Raw genomic sequence first — 16,633 nt, forward strand, 5'->3', positions numbered from 1 at the left:
TGCGATCGTTCTTGTTTGAAATGCGATCGTTGCTACTTCAAGTGCGATCGTTCTTATTTGAAATGCGATCGTTCTTGTTTGAAATGCGATCGTTGAGGCTTAAAGTGCGATCGTTTCAAAGCTTGATTAACCAAGATTCGGTTTGGGGTTTGATGACCAACGGTACAGATTATCGGTTTGTGCATTTGCGGCAAGGGGCATTGCCTACTGATCAATTGATGCCGACGCTTCATTTGATGGAGCGCGATCGTGCCCTGCAACGGCTGCAAGCGCTCAAGGCAATCTGTCAGCTTCAGCGTCAGCCAAAGCCAACCGTTGCTTAAGCATTTCAGTCAACTCATCGATCTAGCCGTTTCCTGTCCTAGAATAAGAAGTCTGTCGCAAACTATCTGATCTCTCCGTGTCTCTGACGCTTCCCGCCGATCGCTTGCAGGCAATTCATGCCCACGCCGAACGCACCTATCCCGAAGAGTGCTGTGGTTTGCTGCTGGGCACGATCGCCGCGGACAAACGAGTCGTGCATGACGTTTACGAAGTGCTTAATGCATGGGATACCGACGCTGCACATCAACTGAACGACAATGCCGCTTTCACCAAAACTCGTCGCTACTGGATTGCGCCTGAAGACATGCTGGCAGGAATGCGCGAGGCACGTCGCCGCAATCTAGAGATTATTGGTATCTATCATTCTCATCCCGACTACCCGGCGGTGCCATCGGAGTGCGATCGCGCGATCGCCTGGTCACAGTACTCCTACCTGATTGTCTCCGTTGAGCAAGGCATCGCCAAAGATGTCCGTAGCTGGACACTCAACGAGCAACATTTGTTTGAATCCGAAGCCATCCAAATTGCTGAAACAGCTCGAATGTGAAGCCAATCAGCGATCCAGTTCAATCTTTTTAGCCTTTAGCCTACTGCTTCGCAGAAGCAAGCTACATCCTTTAGCCTTTCTTCCCACGTTCAATCCTCTTTTAGCCTTCATCCTTCATCCTTCATCCTTTAGCCCTTCTCCCCATGCTCAATCCCAACCTCAACGACATTCAACTCGAAAAAGCCGAGTACGAACGCTACTCGCGCCACCTCATCCTCCCCGAAGTCGGGTTAGACGGTCAGAAACGTCTCAAAGCTGCCAGCGTCCTTTGCATCGGCACAGGCGGACTCGGTTCTCCACTGTTGCTGTATCTTGCTGCTGCTGGCATCGGACGCATCGGCATCGTTGATTTCGATGTCGTCGATTTCTCCAATCTGCAACGCCAGGTCATTCACGGCACCTCCTGGGTCGGCAAACCCAAAATTGAGTCTGCCAAAGCCAGCATTCTGGAAATCAATCCGTACTGTCAGGTAGACCTCCACGAAACGCGCCTCACCTCTGAGAACGCGCTGGAACTTTTCAAGCCTTACGACATCATCGTCGATGGCACCGACAACTTCCCCACGCGCTATCTCGTCAACGATGCCTGCGTGTTGCTCGACAAGCCCAACGTTTACGGCTCCATCTTCCGGTTTGAGGGACAGGCAACCGTCTTCAACTATGAAGGTGGTCCCAACTACCGCGATCTGTATCCCGAACCACCCCCACCTGGACTCGTTCCTTCTTGTGCAGAAGGCGGTGTGCTGGGCATTCTGCCAGGGATCATCGGTGTGATTCAGGCAACAGAAACGGTCAAAATCATTCTCGGTCAGGGCACAACGCTGAGCGGTCGCCTGCTACTCTACAATGCTCTAGAGATGAGCTTCCGAGAACTCAAACTGCGTCCCAATCCGGTGCGTCCCGTCATTGAGAAACTGGTTGATTACGAAGAATTCTGTGGGATTCCCCAAGCAAAAGCCGCTGAAGCGAAGGAGCAAGCTGGTATGCAAGAAATGACTGTGCAGGAACTCAAAGCATTGCTGGATAGCGATGCCGATGACTACGTGCTGCTGGATGTTCGCAATCCTCACGAGTACGAGATTGCGAAAATTCCCGGTGCCGTGCTGATTCCGCTGCCTGACATTGAAAACGGCGCTGGTGTCGGTCAGGTGAAGGAGCTACTGAACGGGCACAAGTTAGTCGTGCATTGCAAAATGGGCGGTCGATCGGCAAAGGCGATCGGCATCTTGAAAGAACAGGCAGGCATCGACGGCATCAACGTCACAGGTGGTATCACAGCCTGGAGCCGAGAAGTTGATCCGTCAGTACCGGAATATTAGGGATTAGGGTGTGGGGTGTAGGCGGAAAAACGCTGTTACCCTCAATACCCTTCCCGTAGCGTGTGCAAAGCACCTAGACCACACACCTGTTCTAAAACTGCAACGAACAAAAAGAGAAGGAGGGCAGAAGACTGTCTGCCTCCTTGCCCTCCTTCTCTTGGATAACGTCTTTTTGAGTCAGTACCTGAGCTTATTGAGCGGGTTGCTGACGGTTTTGCTGACGCTGTTGCCGACTTTGCTCTAGTTGCTGGCGCTGTTCAGCCGTCAACACAGCATCCATCTTTTGCTTGGCATCCTGACGAATCGTTTTGATTTGGGCTTTTTGGTCGGCTGTGAGGTTAAGCGATGCCCACATGCCGCGTACTTTTTGTCCCCGTTGTCCTGACTGTCTTTGCTGTTTGGCAGCGTCTAATTGCGCTTTTTGCTCTGGAGTGAGGATGGACTCAATCTGGCTGCGAGTTGATTCACGAATTTGCTTGAGTTGTGCTTTTTGGTCGTCAGTCAGGTTCAGGTTAACGCCACGTTTTTGATATTGTCCAGCAGGAGGTGTTGGCGTTTGTGCTGCGACAGGCAACATGGGCGCGGCGTAGGAGAGTGCGATCGCCAGAGCACCGGGTAGTAAAAGGAAGCGTTTGATGTTCATAGAGTCGTTGTGTGTCTTGAAGTGGTCTCAAAGGAAGAGAACTGAAGCATCAGTTATGTAGCTTTAGACCACTTACACTTTCGGAAGGTTCAACGCGAACTGAACATCAGGCAGAACGCCCCAGGGTTGTGATATAGAGAACGGCTTCATCGATCGGAATGCCAAGCACTTCATTGACCTGATCGTCAAAAAAGCCAGCGATGCCGCTCACACCCAGCCCAAGCTGAATGGCTGCCAGGTTAAGGCGTTGTCCTAAATGTCCAGCATCGGTGTGAAGGTAGCGATACACGCGATCGCCATACGCCGCGATCGCTGCCTTGAGATCGGCTGTGTGAAAGAGGACGGCTCCAGCATCACGACCCAAATCTTGACCGAGGCAGAGAAAGTGCAGTTCCTGACGAAAGTTTTTGAAGCGAATTTGGCGGAGTTCCTGCGTTTTCGGCGCGTAGTAGTAGCAGCCTTCCTCTAGCCCAGTCACTGAGGAGACAGCGATAAACGTTTCTACCAGGCTTAGATCGAAATAGTCGGGCGAACCATCCAGGCTTTGATCGATGTAGTGCTGGGGTTGGTAGGTAAAGTCAAGCAGAGCCGTTAGTTCTTCAAAGGTCAGGGCGGCACCGCTATAGGCACGGGTGGAACGTCGCTGGAGCATCGTCGCTTCTAGTTTTTCCAGTTGGTTTCCCCAATCGATCGGCTGAGTGAGTGTGGAAACTTTGAGACAAAAAGGAAAGTTATATTTATCCACACGCTGCGCCTGAGTGGCTGCGGGCTTCCAGTTCACCTTTACAGTGGTATCGAGAGGAAGTTGGGTCGCTTGATGCAGGTAGCTAAGAATCTGTCCGTCTGGAATCGGCGGATAGTCACGTTGGGTTGCTGCAGGGAGAGCAGTGCGCACCAGGGAAAGGTTTTGCTTTACTTCCAGCAAATCGGCGAGGGGCATCATTGCGATCGCCCCTTCTTGCTCTGCATCCAGGTAGAGCAGTTGCTGCATGGCTTCATCCATAAAGCCACCCAATAAATGCGGGCGATAGTCAGTGAGTGCACACGCCAGCTCGATGTTACCCAGCAAATGCCCTGTATCAAGACAGATCCGGCGGTAGGCACGATCGTGATAACGCCACGCCGATCGCTGAAAAACGGCTGTTGTCACCAGAGCAATCTGTGTATTTTCCAACACAGGATGCCAGTAGCAGGCAGTTTGTAGCTTTGTCCAGACATCGCTCTCCCAAAAATGCCTCAAGGAATGGGTGTACGCCTGATAGTTATAGAGTCCGGCTGGCAACAAAGGTGTGCCACGTGAGATCAGGTAAAGTTCAGCCGGGTAAAGCCCACCAGCAGAAGGGGCAGAGCGTAAGTAGTGCGGAGGATCGGCGGTGGGCACCCGTCCGGTTAACCCATAGCTACAGAGAAACAACCGCGATAGGCGCTGCCACCAGAGTCCAGCCGGGTCATCGAATGCCGTTGGATCATCGGTTAGATAGGGCTTCAAATCAATCGAACCGCCAATCTTGTACTCTTTGAAGGGCAGTGGCTGCTGGCTCCAGTTGAGCGGTTGCTGTTTCGCGTTGATGGTCTTGGGGTTGTATTTTGTCCGCTCGTGATAGTGCTGGGCGATCGATGCGGTAATGTCCGACATAACGGTTGCGGAAGAATGCGGCTCAGCCTCAATCTTGACATTCTCTCAGGCAAAAGCGCTACATCCACTCAGCGCGATCGCCGCTTTGCCGTTTGCTGTTGAGCATAGGTTTGAAGCCGCGATCGCCAAACCTGGTAGCCCTTCACACTCAGATGCAGTCCATCGGTACTAAGCTCGGCAGACAGGTCACCGTTTGAATCGGTGAAATACGGGTACAACTCTAGATAGTCAACGTCCGCCTCTGCCGCGATTGCAGCCAAAGCCTGATTCAGTTTTTGAATGTCATTATTTGATACTAAAGCCAGGGGAGACTCCCACGGCACTGCTGAGTAGCCGCCTTGGGAAGCGCTAATGACGGGCGATCGCAATAAGCGACTACCCGCATGGGGCAGAATCGACTGCACCACAATCTGAGCTTGAGGATGTGCGGCTTTTAGATGAAGCACAATTTCACGATAGTTTGCCAGGAGCGTCTCACCGTTGCTGCCCCGAATCAAATCATTAATGCCAATCATCACAAACACCGTATCAGGCTGCGTTTGATCAAAGAGCTTGAGCCGTCGCAACAGCCCGATCGAAGTTTCACCTGAAATGCCCTGGTTGAGCCAAACGTTTTCTGTGGGTAACAGTTCTGGCGGAAACCATAGGCTGAGAGAATCTCCTGCCAAAATCGTGAGCTGTTTTGGATGAGACTCGGCAGCGACTTTTGCCTCTTGCCCAAGTAGAGAAACCCACTGTTCATACGTCAACTGGCGACGCTGACCGACTTTAGAGACAGAAGCCGCCTTAGCAGGGACAGCCTGAACAGTGGATGCATTCACCTGCGAAAAAGCGGTCAGGCTATCCCGATGCAGCATCAGAGCAACTGCAAGAAGCAAGCCGCTGATGCCGCACGACAGAATAACCCAACCGTGAAGAAAACCAAAACGCCTAAACACTGGCTCAGATCTAAGGTTATTTGAGTCAGATTGTAATGGCAATTTCGGGTCTTTTAAGCACCTTTAGTCCGCTTGTTTCGCAAAAGTGACTTCACCAGCAAACTCTTCGCCGTAAGCGCCTTCGCCGTGCTCGTAAATATCCAGCCCTTCGTCTTCCACTTCAGGCTTGACTCGCAACTCCATGAAGAGTCCCAGCACTTTGAGAATAATAAAGGTTCCTACGGCTGCGATCACGGCTGCAATCAAGACGGCAACAATCTGCGTGACTAGCTGACCAGGATTGCCGTAGAAAAGACCGTTGTTACCAGCCGCGTTGACTGTTTTAGTGGCAAAAAGTCCAGTCAATAGTGCCCCGACTGTGCCCCCAACGCCATGCACAGGAAAGGTGTCTAACGAGTCATCAAACTGTAACTTTGCCTTCAGGTTGACCGCAAAGAAGCAGGCAAGACCCGTCAAGGCACCAATAACGATCGCAGACAAGGGTGTGACAAAACCCGCAGCAGGCGTAACGCCAACCAGACCAGCCACAAAGCCGCTACCAATTCCAACCGCCGTTGGCTTGCCCTTTAAAAACCACTCCGCTACAAGCCATGCTAGACCGGCTGCCGATGCGGAAACGGTCGTTGCGACAAAGGCTACTGTTGCCAAGCCGCCTGCACCCAGAGCGCTGCCACCATTGAACCCAAACCAGCCAAACCACAGGATGCCAACACCCAGCAGTACAAACGGCACATTGTGAGGAATCACGGGCTTCGCCATCCAGTCTTTACGAGGACCGAGTACCCAGGCAGCGACCAACGCCGACACGCCAGAGCTAATGTGAACAACCGTTCCACCAGCAAAATCTAAAGCACCCATCGCACCCAAAAGACCGCGTCCCCAGACCATGTGTGCTAGCGGTGAGTAAATGAACGTAGACCACAGGACGATAAACCAGAAAAACGCTTTGAACGAGATGCGCTCCACGATCGCCCCCGACACCAGCGCGACCGTAATGATGGCAAACATCATCTGGTAAACCATGAAAACCTGGTGCGGAATCGTTGCTGCATAACCAATCGGGTCAGGTGCATCAAAGGCAACGCCATTTAAGCCCAACCAACCCAGCCCACCAACGAACTGTTGAATCCCTTGGGCAAAGGTTTGTCCTTCGGCAAGGGTGACATCGAACGCCAAGCTGTAGCCCCAGAGAATCCAGGTCACGCCCACGATCGCCATCGCGACAAAGCTCATCATCATGGTGTTGAGGACATTGCGCGATCGCACCAGTCCACCGTAGAAAAACGCCAGCCCTGGAGTCATGAACAGCACCAGCGCTGCGGATGTCAGCACCCAGGCTGTATCACCCGTGTCAATTTTGGGTGGCTCAGCGGCAGCCGTTGCAGCATCCTGAGCAATCGCAGGGTCAATCAGCGCTCCCGTCAGCAGGTTAAACACTGTGATTGCCACTAAAGGTAGACCAAACGCTAGAACCAGTCTGCGTAGAGTCTTCTTGCTTTGCTCGCTTGGTTCGCCGACAGCTAGACTGGCAAAGCCCTGCCAGATCGAGGATAGCGATCGAGTAAAAGAACCAGAAAGACTCCGACGCTTATTCTTCGACCTCTTATGAAGCGTTAGTTTAGACATTTTTACCAAAAAATCCTTGCGAGAACGTCAATAGGAACAGTAGGCGACTCAACGGGGCAGGCTAAGTCAGAAGGTCACCCAGCAAAAGGGTTAAGCTTGGCTGGAATGATTCGATTCACTGGAGGCTAGTTACCTCTCATGAACTTTTTCCATGCCGCTGTTTGCATTGGGCAAAGCAATTGAATCGCAGATTACCCCATTTGAGGGATGAACTCTTAGGAGTGATTGCACCAATTCTAGGAAGGTGAATTCTGTATAGCAGGTAACATATTGGCTTTGAACAGGTGTTCAAGCGCTAGGTGTGAGGAACCAATGAAGACTGAAGCTTGGACTAGAGCGGGATCGCAAGGGAATCAAGAAAAACTCAGGCGGTTGAAACATTTTCGATCGGATAAGCGGTTTTTCTTGCTCAACTTAAACCTCTGCCCCAACTACGGCATCAAGCACAAGCACTCACCCGTAGCACCCAGCTTTCAGTAGATGCATTGTTGACCTTTTCCCCGATACTGAAGAAAGACTGCTCAACTGGGAGAGAAGATATGCTGCTGTCCAAAGGGTTTGAAGTTGAGATCTACACCAGCACTCCTGAAGGGGACATTGTCGGACTCTCTGACAAAATCGTGGCGGCATTGGATGGTTTTGTGCGTGAGCCAGATAGCCGTAATGTAGAGTACACAACGCCCCCCTGCTATCGCTACGAGCGGCTGTTGTGCGATCTAGTGCGTCCTCGCCTACGTCTACGAGACTATTTACAACGCTTAGGAAATTACACACTGATTCCAGGCAGCACGCTTTCGTTGGGTAAGACCGATCGCTTTTGGCGCTCCGATCCAGGCAATCCTTACCACAGCTACATTGAGCAAACCTATGGCACCAGCGTTGTGACTGCCAGCATTCACATCAACGTTGGCATTAGTGACCCAGAGTTGCTGATGCGAGCCTGTCGCTTGATTCGGGTCGAAGCACCGCTTTATCTGGCGTTAAGTGCCTCTTCCCCCTTTCTAGGTGGTGAAGTGACGGGGTATCACTCGACCCGCTGGGGCATGTTTCCAAAAACCCCTGCTCACGTACCGCTGTTTGAAAGTCATGCTCATTTCATTCAATGGACGGAGCAGCAGTTAGCAGCAGGTACCATGCAAAACGTACGTCACCTCTGGTCGGCTGTTAGACCCAACGGCGATCGCCGCCCTTACAACCTCAACCGACTGGAACTGAGAATTTGCGATCTGGTGATCGATCCGATCGCGTTGCTCGCCATCACAGCGCTGCTAGAAGCTCGACTGATGCAACTGATCAACGACCCGACGCTCGATCCGCTGCAAAGCAGTCGCCTGCCAGCCGCAACGCGATCGCACGATCTGGCTACCCTTGCCGATGCCAACGAAAGCGCCGTCGCTCGTCAAAGCCTGGATGCTGAACTACGCCACTGGAAAGATGGGAGCACGATCGTGGCAAGAGAATGGATCGAACAGCTCTACCACGACGCTTGGACGATCGCGAAAGAGCAGGGCTTTAGCTGCTTTCTCTTACCGTTGAAAAAAATTCTTCGCGAGGGCAATGAAGCACAGCGCTGGCTTCATCTATACGAGCAAGGCTTGGGAGTACAGCCCATCATGCAACAAGCAATTCAAGCGGCAGCCACCTACGAGTTCACCCTGCAAGATGACCTCTGTCAGCCCCTTGTTGCTTAGGAGCAGCGAAGCGATGAGCCATGAGCTTGCGGCGATTGATGGCGAGGGCAAGCTTCTCTGTGGTGCCCCAGCTTAAAGTCATAAGTTTATTTTTTAGCTCTGTTCATTTTTTAATGAGCACTTACTCTTAAGAGCGTATACATTTGTTCGCCTCATCATCTACCAGTGAGGAAGACTACCTTAGAGGGATGACTCTTCTCAACAAATCTTTCGTCCGGACGATGTCTCAGCGCGAGCAGAATCTTGAACTGGTTTGCTTCATGCTAGAAGGATTAGGAAAACCTATCGATCGTGCGGCTGTTCTACTGGACTCTAACGCCGCTTAAAGCTTTAAAAATTGCCGAGATACATGCTCAAAGTTGTTCTAGTTCATCCACAAATCCCACCAAACACAGGCAATATCGCTCGTACGTGTGCCGCAACTAATACCGAACTGCACCTGGTTGGACCGCTTGGTTTCGAGCTTAGCGATCGTTACCTCAAACGTGCCGGTCTCGATTATTGGCCACATGTCAACTTGCGCTATCACGCATCGCTCGACATCTTTCAAGCGAGCCAGCAGTTGCAAGGCGGTCGCTGCATCGGCTTTAGCACTTCTGGACGCTGTAGCTATAGTAGATTTGCCTTTCAGCCTCTAGATTGGCTTCTCTTTGGTAGTGAAACGTTAGGTCTACCCGCTGACGTTCTTGCCGCCTGTGATGATACAGTTCACATTCCCATGGCAAGTCAGCATGTCCGGAGCCTCAACCTTTCAGTTAGTGCTGCTGTCGGCTTGTTTGAGGCACAGCGACAATTAGGGTATCTGTAAACGCTCACCCAGTAGTCGAAGGCATAGCGATCGCGCAACTTTTGAGTCCGCCTCGGCAGCACGATCACTAGCATGAGAGCGCCAGCAAACCCGCTCTTATACCTCATCGAACGGATTCAATCTCCATTGCTTGCCCAAGTCAAGGCAGCAGGCACACCGATCAACACCCTACCAAGGAATAAGCAACACTAAAGGCGTATATGAGCATTTAGTAATAGATTGAATCTCGATCGTTTGGCATCACACAAGCAAGAATGATGCAGGACGTTCACGGCATACGTACGGTGGTTTAGATAGCTTACTCCTGTACATTCACGCAATAAGAAATTTCTATCACTAAATAGGCATTTTCGTGGGCATCCTATACAGTCATTTTAGTTTGGTTGAGCACTAACAAATGCCATAGCTACAGCGCTTCTTGCAAGCTGCAGACACTACAGTTGTACTGATAGCTGATGAGAGCAGCAATAGCTAATTGTGATGAAGTACACAACTTTACGGTTGTTGGTTGGCTCAACTTCGACTTAATATGTCTACGAAACGATCGCGCTACGATCACCCAACCTCATTGCTTGAATAGCACTCTGATTCTCCACGCAAGCCTGTTTCATCACTGGCTCAAACGTGGAGCCTAGCCTGTACTAAGTCAGGTAATAAGTCAGGTAAGCATGATTTAATTCGGAAGCTATTTATTCTTTCTAAGGTTTACGTATCAGCCCTTGAAAGGCTAACAGGAGCGGCTTTACAAAACATGATCGATCGATCGCAGAGAGCAATCAAAGGTTTTTTCAACACTGATTGCAGATTTTTGGGTTGTGTTAACTTGTCTAAATTGAGAAAGCAGGGTAATCTTGCCTAAGTGTTTGCCGCCAGTGATCCAGATCGCTCTATTGTGTGATTTTTATCATTGACAGATGGCAGACTGATATGACTCAAGGACAGTTAAACGCTGGACATTTTAGGAGGTCGTTTTTTTGGAACGAACATTTCCGCAGAAGGTTAAGCCTGTTCCTTCCTGTGAAGCTGAAGAAGGTGTGATGGAGAGTCCAATCAGGCAGACTCCACTAGAGGTTAACCATCTGGTTCGTACTTCTGCCGCTATGATCGGCTTGGCAATCTCAGTAGGCGTACCGGGTCTGCTGTTGCCCAATCAGTCCGACGAAGCGATCGCAGCGGAACCAGTTGGTGAGGCAACCGCAAATGTGGTGCTTTCGGAATTTAGCGTTGCGGCTGTGTCCCGCGACACCGAGCTAACCGAGCAAACGCAAGGTTCTTCCTCCTTAGAGGTTCTTGAACACGTTGTGCAAGAAGGGCAGACACTCTGGCAGCTCGCCCAGCTTTACAGAGTTGACGCTAAGACAGTCGCTTTGGATAACGGCATTTCTACAGCCGCAGTGTTACACGTTGGTCAGGTGTTAAAAATTCCGACCGACAGCCAAGTTACGGCAACAGTGAAGGCGACAGCTTCCTCAACTAGCAATAGTCCTGAATACTATGGTTTGGTTGAAGGTGCAGGAGTTTCAAGCAGCAATCAGAAAGCTGTTTCGCAAGCTCAGTATGGTGATGCGCTAAATGCCCTGAAGCAAAAGCAAGAGTACCTCCGGCTGAGCCTTGCACAGCTTAAAGCTTCTCATCAAGGCAATACTTCCACCACTGCCGTACAAGTTGTACCTGAATCTACAACTAGCAGTAGTGTGACTGAAGCTGAAATGTCCTACCGGGTTGTGCGGGGAGATACATTAGAAGCGATCGCCAGAATTCACAATGTTTCTTTACGGCAGCTGACGATAGCAAACAGGCTGAGTAACCCGAATGTCTTGAGTGTCAATCAAGTGTTGGTGATTCCTCAAGCCAGTGCTGAACCATCGCTAGCAACCTCTGTCGAAGTGCCTGTAATGATTGCCTCAGCCGATCCTGGTCGAGTTAGTTTGCCAGCAGCCGCAGTCAAGTCTCGTAGCATTGCTGTTTTACCAAGCCAGCTAAGCCAAGAACCTGCTGATCAGGCACTGCCAACTGTTTCTCTGACTAAATCGTCGGTTGCTCCAATTGCGATCGGTGGTAGCACTGAAGTTGCGACTGCGTCTTTCGTAGGCAATCAGCCAGCTCAGACAGAGCAGATAAGTTCGAGTGCACGCTACAGTTACATCGAGAACCTTCGGCTTGAGATTGTTAAACTTCGGGAGAAGTATCAGGATCAAGCCAGCCAAGTTCAGCCAATGACGACACCCACTGCTAAGGTTGCCGCTATGCCGCTCAATGTAGCAGCACCAGTAAATAGTGCGCTATCTTCAGACACGGTTAGAAAAGAGCTTGAGCCAACCCGTTACACAAAAGCGTTACAGGCTCAAATCCGGCATCTACAGGCTAGCCGTCAGCAAGATAAACGGGCTGAAATGCAGTCAGCAGCAGCAGATTTGGCACCTGCACCAGCCCAAGTAAAACCGCAACTGGTCGCAACGGCATCGATCGGCTCTCAGAACTACGAGCCGCTAATCCCGTCCTCTGTAGGGAAAATGGTTTCTCCAGATCTGCCGCCGCTAGGCTCAGTTGATGCCTATTTACCAGGCAATGCGGGTAAGTTTAACGGCTATATCTGGCCCGCTAAAGGTGTTCTCACCTCAGGCTTTGGATGGCGCTGGGGACGGATGCATAAAGGTATCGACATTGCTGCTCCAGTGGGCACACCCGTATTTGCTGCTGCGACTGGCGTTGTCATTACCGCAGGCTGGAATTCTGGTGGTTATGGAAACATGGTCGAAATTCGGCATCCAGACGGTAGTGTGACGCTGTACGCCCACAATAGCCGGATCGTCGTTCGTGAAGGTCAAGAGGTTGTTCAGGGTCAGCAAATCGCTGATATGGGTAGCACCGGCTACAGCACTGGTCCTCACTCTCACTTTGAAGTGCATCTTCCTGGACAGGGAGCCGTCAACCCCATGGCTCATTTATCCGCAGGGCAGGCTTAGAGACCTTTAGCGATTAGGGCTTGTTGTTTCAGGGAGCGTTTTTAGCTCCCTTTTTTGTCTATTAGCTACAAAAAACACAGTCCAACATTATGACGTCGCCAGAATTGGCAGCTAGTTGAAAGCATATCTTCAGTGCTTTAGCATCCCCCCGATTACTTTGAAACATCGCCATCTAGCTTTGACATGCCACTCATAGTCCAGACCTTTATTACGTGAAGTTTCGCGTCAATGATTTACGTCAGGAGAAAGCAGATGTAGCTCTCAATCGTTTGATCGTGCTATCGTGTTAAAGCTATTTATAAGGCTCAGTAGCTCAGTTGGTTAGAGCAGGGGACTCATAAGCCCAAGGTCGCAGGTTCAAATCCCGCCTGAGCCATGTTTTCAGAAATTGAAACTCCAAAATGAAGCTCGATTCTGGAGTTTGCCTTTTTTCCCAAGGAATCGGGGTGCGACCCAAGGTCTCGGTCTGTGAGTCCTTAGTAGCTGCTTTTCTGGTCACGGGTGTAGAGATCGATTTGGATCTGGACCCGAAACCATTTCGATCTCTACATCGATCCTTAAATTTTGAACCCTATTCATAGCAGAGATTTCAGCAGGGTGTTTTTAGGCAGTTTTAGCCTGAAGAATGGTTCTAACTCTTGTGTAGCAGGAGACTTATAAGATTAGATCGATTTGGATCTGGATCCGAAACCATTTCGACCAAGGGTACAGTTTGAGAGTTCACTTAGAGATTGATGTACTTAGACTCGAATCTTTTCCTCAAAGAAGTAGAAAAACCAGAAGTTTTACAACAGCGATCGCAGCTTATCCAATAGGGTAGGTAATTTTTGCTTCAAGGCTTGGATTTGCTTTAGTTTCTTCCCCAGTAGGATTGCCCTGCGATATATCTCAACCTCTTTCTGACGAACGTAGCGCCGCTTATCTTTCCGCTTTGGATTGTCGCCTGCTTCATTAGGGTAGTAATTCCATCTCACCTTACCGTCCTTACGGTAAGAATGTAGTTCTCCAAACAAAACTTTGTCATTACTCGCTTCAACGTTTCTTTGCCAGCGTTCTGCCTGTATTAGAGCCTTTTGCAACTGAAGTATAAGTTCCTTTATCAGAACAGTTCCTTGCTCATCAAAGTTAGGCTGGGAGTCTCCCGATTCTAGGACTTGGTAAGAAGCTTCGAGACTTGAAGTTAGGGAAGTAATTTCTGAAGAAGATACCACTTCAGATGCCTGTTTTTCTCGTTGAGAAGCAGTCTCCACAAATTGTTTGTACTGCTTTACAGCTTGGACAACATATTCTGCAAACTGCTTCGCTTGAGGCAGTTGAACGGCATACCAAGGAAGACCGCTCCATGCTAGGAAAAGATCCAGTTCATGTTCATCTAGTCCGTCGGCTGTAATACCATCAAGAAACGCCTTAAATTCCTCCAACCTCCTTTGCCGACTTATTTCGGGCATGAACTGAACCTGGCTAGGTTGAATTAAACGAACTAACCGAACCTGCGGTAAGGAATTAGGCTGCTGCATCAATCTCTAAGCAATAACTTCTTCAAGTAAATTTGTGATAGCTATTTATGGAAGCTGTAAACTCTCAGCTCACCCATTATGAGCAAGAAACTACTGCTGTAGTCTATTGCTACCGTGCAATTAAATCATCTACAACTCATGCAATTGCCATTGACTTGTGGCATAGAGGTGTAAAACTGGCTGCCATAGAGCCAATTCACTGCTTGGGGTTGAACCAAATGCAAATCAATCTTTGGCTTCATCAAGCTCTCTCAAAACTAAGTCGTACCTATCGGCTCAATTTGAGGAAAGCGATTTACAGTTTTACTCTTGATCCCAGAGAGTGCCCCCTTCAACCTTGCTCACTCCCATCTTCCACCTCCTCCTTTTGGGAGCAGGGCTGATCTATTGAAAAAAGGAAAAAAGCGTCGGGATGTCATGGGCGAGCCGACGTAAGCCCTGGGTGATGGAGTCAAAGCCATGCTGCCGAAAGAGATTGAGCGCCATCGTGCGGACAAGGGCGAAATTCACTGGGGCATTGCCATCACACAAAGGCGCGAGATCCTCTTTCAAGACCACATCTTTGACCCAATGGAGGCGATTTTCAATGTGCCAATGTTGCCGCATGTGTTGAGCAAAGCCTGCGGCATCCAGCGTGAGCGAACTGATCTAGAACATCGTTTCGCTGAAGGGTTGGTTCGCTCTGGTGCCCACCCGTTCCATGCGAATGATTCGTTGCACACCGACCCACTGCGGCGCAAGGGTGCCAACACAGTCTAAGACCCTGACCGTGCGTTGCGTTTGTCGGTCACGCGTCTGTGCCATTTGCCTGTCGACACTGAGGGCTGGGACCTGCTCAAACTGAGCTTGCAACTGCTCAAAGAGCTTTGGTTGATTGCCTTTGACGGTAATCAGATAGTCATTGCCACTGTCAATAATTTGCGCCACTGTTTTTTTGGGTGTGCAAGGCATCGAGACTAAAGCACACACCCTTGAGTTGCAGCGTTTCGAGCAACACTTCAACCGTCTTAATCTCACTGGTCTGCTGGTGGCGCATCGTCTCTAAGCCCACCACGACTCCTTGAGCGACACTGAACGCCGACACCACACTGACAAAATCTTGATATGACTGGTCATAGTCGCGCACACTCGCTTTGATGCTTTTACCATCGGTTGCCAGTTGCTCGCCGGGTGTCGGCACAAACTGCTCGTACGCCCAAGCGTTAAACGCTTGCGTGAACGACTCAAAATTGACCCGCACCATGATGCGACGCAGGGTCGATAAGCTCGGCAGGCGGTGCTGCGGCAAGGACAATAGCGACAACAACTCCGTTTGATGGCGAGCCACAAAGTCGGCGAGAGGGCGGTAACCCGTGCAACCACTCATAGTGCCCATCACTACAAGCAGCAATACTACCCACAACGGGTACTCAGGTTGCGTCCGGAGATCCCGAATCGTTTGCAGGTGCTCAAGGAGGCTCATGCGACCACTGATGCTGAGAAACAACCTTTCTATTCTCTATTTTCTCCTGCTGATAGATCAGCCCTGCCTCCCTGGTAGAACCAGCAGAACAGGTCACTCCAAACTCACCTCCCACTTCAAAGAGTAACCAGGTAGGGCAGCGCAAAACAGTTGCAGACTACTTCTTGGCAATCCCAGCGGAGTATCTTCAATTGAGCCAAGCAGGTCCTAATGGCACACGCGATCGTCAGCAACTCCTGGAACAGTCGAAACAAGGACAGCAAAATAGCCTCTACGATCCTCAAAATGGTTATTTACGAATCGTTCAAGGGGGCGATACCTGTTCAACTCTGACCGTTGCTATTTTCTCGCGTCCCGCTGCCAGTCCCCTGGTTGCTTTAAGTTACGCCTGTGCCGGGGCTGATCAACTCAATATGCTTGACCCAGACCAGAACTGGCGGTCTGTGACAAGTACTGTTCTACCAACCAATCTCACCCCTGACCCAAACCTGGATCAACTTGAGATTGAACTACCCCGCTTTGGTCAAACGATCGAGATTCGTCGTGAACAGAATAAGCAAATCCGGGTGGAACGCTACCGCTTTAATGATCAGCGATTTATTACAGAGTAAATGGTCTAAGCTTTAGGGAGTTTTATGGAAATACCACCCGTTGGAGTTTGGTTGCTGACAGCAGCGACGGCAATCGACGATGAGGTTGATCTGGAGGGTTTGCCAGCGGCAGACCAGATCGATGAATGGCTGTATAGCACAGCTTATGACTTAATCGATGAGGCAGAACCAGTCTCAGGATTGAAGCTCACTATCCATGCTGATGGCACCTTTACCGAGGAAAAAACAGGGTTACTGAACCTGCCCTGGTACGATCGCGAGGGTGTTCTGGATGAAGCCGTTACCCCGTTTAGCGGTATTCTCAAAACAGAAGAAAATTTGATGTATCTGCACTTAGAGGAGCCAATCTCCTGGGCAACTCCAGAAGATACGATTCGAGAGGTTCGAGTGCGATACGACGATGGCGACACTATCATTTGTGACAGGATTGAGATCATTAGTAATCAGCTAGTACGAACGATGTCGGTTGTCACGGATGAGTTATATCTCAACAAGGTGCTTTTGATCTATCAGAAAACTTGACCTTATTTGATGGTTGTACAAAA

The 16,633-nt window shown here is 50.2% G+C and carries 16 protein-coding genes, 1 tRNA gene and 1 pseudogene; 10 read left to right on the plus strand and 8 right to left on the minus strand.

The features are described 5' to 3' along the window. From AC5JO6_RS18780 to moeB, 3 genes and pseudogenes are all read left to right on the plus strand, one after another. Positions 1 to 323: pseudogene (locus tag AC5JO6_RS18780) on the plus strand (hypothetical protein); the annotation flags it as partial. A gap of 77 nt (positions 324 to 400) precedes the next feature. Beyond that, entirely contained in the window at positions 401 to 871 is a 471-nt protein-coding gene (locus AC5JO6_RS18785) for a M67 family metallopeptidase (protein WP_496082591.1), read from the plus strand. 143 nt (positions 872 to 1,014) lie between these two features. Beyond that, positions 1,015 to 2,190, plus strand: coding sequence for a molybdopterin-synthase adenylyltransferase MoeB (gene moeB / locus AC5JO6_RS18790; protein WP_496082592.1), 1,176 nt, complete (start codon positions 1,015 to 1,017; stop codon positions 2,188 to 2,190). Positions 2,191 to 2,380: 190 nt separating this feature from the next. Here the strand turns inward: moeB and AC5JO6_RS18795 are convergent, their stop codons facing one another. The 4 genes from AC5JO6_RS18795 to AC5JO6_RS18810 form a co-directional block, all read right to left on the minus strand. Beyond that, the gene (locus AC5JO6_RS18795; RefSeq protein WP_496082593.1) at positions 2,381 to 2,833 is read right to left on the minus strand and encodes a Spy/CpxP family protein refolding chaperone; all 453 of its coding nucleotides are present in this window, start codon (positions 2,831 to 2,833) and stop codon (positions 2,381 to 2,383) included. Positions 2,834 to 2,939: 106 nt separating this feature from the next. Continuing rightward, positions 2,940 to 4,469, minus strand: a complete 1,530-nt coding sequence (locus AC5JO6_RS18800) for a SagB/ThcOx family dehydrogenase (RefSeq protein ID WP_496082594.1) — start codon at positions 4,467 to 4,469, stop codon at positions 2,940 to 2,942. Between the two features lie 68 nt (positions 4,470 to 4,537). Next, on the minus strand, positions 4,538 to 5,326 hold the full coding sequence (locus AC5JO6_RS18805; protein WP_496082595.1) for a GDSL-type esterase/lipase family protein: 789 nt from the start codon (positions 5,324 to 5,326) through the stop codon (positions 4,538 to 4,540). A gap of 144 nt (positions 5,327 to 5,470) precedes the next feature. Next, positions 5,471 to 6,817, minus strand: a complete 1,347-nt coding sequence (locus tag AC5JO6_RS18810) for an ammonium transporter (protein ID WP_496082807.1) — start codon at positions 6,815 to 6,817, stop codon at positions 5,471 to 5,473. A 528-nt stretch (positions 6,818 to 7,345) separates the two neighbouring features. Here AC5JO6_RS18810 and AC5JO6_RS18815 point away from each other — a divergent pair. From AC5JO6_RS18815 to AC5JO6_RS18835, 5 genes are all read left to right on the plus strand, one after another. After that, complete coding sequence (locus tag AC5JO6_RS18815) at positions 7,346 to 7,513, plus strand: hypothetical protein (protein WP_496082596.1); 168 nt, start codon at positions 7,346 to 7,348, stop codon at positions 7,511 to 7,513. Positions 7,514 to 7,572: 59 nt separating this feature from the next. Further along, positions 7,573 to 8,724, plus strand: a complete 1,152-nt coding sequence (gshA, locus tag AC5JO6_RS18820; RefSeq protein WP_496082597.1) for a glutamate--cysteine ligase — start codon at positions 7,573 to 7,575, stop codon at positions 8,722 to 8,724. Between the two features lie 349 nt (positions 8,725 to 9,073). Then, positions 9,074 to 9,532, plus strand: coding sequence for a tRNA (cytidine(34)-2'-O)-methyltransferase (locus AC5JO6_RS18825; RefSeq protein WP_496082598.1), 459 nt, complete (start codon positions 9,074 to 9,076; stop codon positions 9,530 to 9,532). 974 nt (positions 9,533 to 10,506) lie between these two features. Continuing rightward, on the plus strand, positions 10,507 to 12,498 hold the full coding sequence (locus AC5JO6_RS18830; RefSeq protein WP_496082599.1) for a peptidoglycan DD-metalloendopeptidase family protein: 1,992 nt from the start codon (positions 10,507 to 10,509) through the stop codon (positions 12,496 to 12,498). Between the two features lie 302 nt (positions 12,499 to 12,800). Beyond that, a tRNA-Met gene (locus AC5JO6_RS18835) sits at positions 12,801 to 12,874 on the plus strand. A 409-nt stretch (positions 12,875 to 13,283) separates the two neighbouring features. On the opposite strand, the gene AC5JO6_RS18840 is transcribed toward AC5JO6_RS18835, so the two are convergent. From AC5JO6_RS18840 to AC5JO6_RS18855, 4 genes are all read right to left on the minus strand, one after another. Then, positions 13,284 to 13,946, minus strand: coding sequence for a hypothetical protein (locus AC5JO6_RS18840; RefSeq protein ID WP_496082600.1), 663 nt, complete (start codon positions 13,944 to 13,946; stop codon positions 13,284 to 13,286). Between the two features lie 453 nt (positions 13,947 to 14,399). Continuing rightward, positions 14,400 to 14,621, minus strand: coding sequence for a hypothetical protein (locus AC5JO6_RS18845; protein WP_496082601.1), 222 nt, complete (start codon positions 14,619 to 14,621; stop codon positions 14,400 to 14,402). Between the two features lie 42 nt (positions 14,622 to 14,663). Then, complete coding sequence (locus tag AC5JO6_RS18850; RefSeq protein WP_496082602.1) at positions 14,664 to 14,942, minus strand: hypothetical protein; 279 nt, start codon at positions 14,940 to 14,942, stop codon at positions 14,664 to 14,666. Then, positions 14,926 to 15,477 (minus strand): ISAs1 family transposase, encoded by a 552-nt coding sequence (locus AC5JO6_RS18855; RefSeq protein ID WP_496082603.1) that lies wholly within the window; start codon positions 15,475 to 15,477, stop codon positions 14,926 to 14,928. Before AC5JO6_RS18855 ends, AC5JO6_RS18850 begins: the two co-directional genes overlap by 17 nt. A gap of 164 nt (positions 15,478 to 15,641) precedes the next feature. On the opposite strand from AC5JO6_RS18855, the gene AC5JO6_RS18860 reads away from it, so the two are divergent. Both AC5JO6_RS18860 and AC5JO6_RS18865 read left to right on the plus strand, forming a co-directional pair. Continuing rightward, positions 15,642 to 16,088 carry a hypothetical protein gene (locus tag AC5JO6_RS18860; protein WP_496082604.1) on the plus strand — a complete coding sequence of 149 codons (447 nt, stop codon included), beginning with the start codon at positions 15,642 to 15,644 and terminating at the stop codon, positions 16,086 to 16,088. A gap of 24 nt (positions 16,089 to 16,112) precedes the next feature. After that, complete coding sequence (locus AC5JO6_RS18865; RefSeq protein WP_496082605.1) at positions 16,113 to 16,610, plus strand: hypothetical protein; 498 nt, start codon at positions 16,113 to 16,115, stop codon at positions 16,608 to 16,610. Positions 16,611 to 16,633: the final 23 nt, after the last annotated feature.

Source organism: Tildeniella sp. (genome assembly GCF_059505325.1).

Bases quoted from the DNA above. Each gene is read 5' to 3' on its own strand.
- AC5JO6_RS18795 (WP_496082593.1), bottom strand. From the start codon at position 2,833: ATGAACATCAAACGCTTCCTTTTACTACCCGGTGCTCTGGCGATCGCA.
- AC5JO6_RS18865 (WP_496082605.1), top strand. From the start codon at position 16,113: ATGGAAATACCACCCGTTGGAGTTTGGTTGCTGACAGCAGCGACGGCA.
- moeB (WP_496082592.1), top strand. From the start codon at position 1,015: ATGCTCAATCCCAACCTCAACGACATTCAACTCGAAAAAGCCGAGTAC.
- AC5JO6_RS18855 (WP_496082603.1), bottom strand. From the start codon at position 15,477: ATGAGCCTCCTTGAGCACCTGCAAACGATTCGGGATCTCCGGACGCAA.
- gshA (WP_496082597.1), top strand. From the start codon at position 7,573: ATGCTGCTGTCCAAAGGGTTTGAAGTTGAGATCTACACCAGCACTCCT.
- AC5JO6_RS18805 (WP_496082595.1), bottom strand. From the start codon at position 5,326: ATGCTGCATCGGGATAGCCTGACCGCTTTTTCGCAGGTGAATGCATCC.
- AC5JO6_RS18815 (WP_496082596.1), top strand. From the start codon at position 7,346: ATGAAGACTGAAGCTTGGACTAGAGCGGGATCGCAAGGGAATCAAGAA.
- AC5JO6_RS18800 (WP_496082594.1), bottom strand. From the start codon at position 4,469: ATGTCGGACATTACCGCATCGATCGCCCAGCACTATCACGAGCGGACA.
- AC5JO6_RS18840 (WP_496082600.1), bottom strand. From the start codon at position 13,946: ATGCCCGAAATAAGTCGGCAAAGGAGGTTGGAGGAATTTAAGGCGTTT.
- AC5JO6_RS18845 (WP_496082601.1), bottom strand. From the start codon at position 14,621: ATGCGGCAACATTGGCACATTGAAAATCGCCTCCATTGGGTCAAAGAT.
- AC5JO6_RS18825 (WP_496082598.1), top strand. From the start codon at position 9,074: ATGCTCAAAGTTGTTCTAGTTCATCCACAAATCCCACCAAACACAGGC.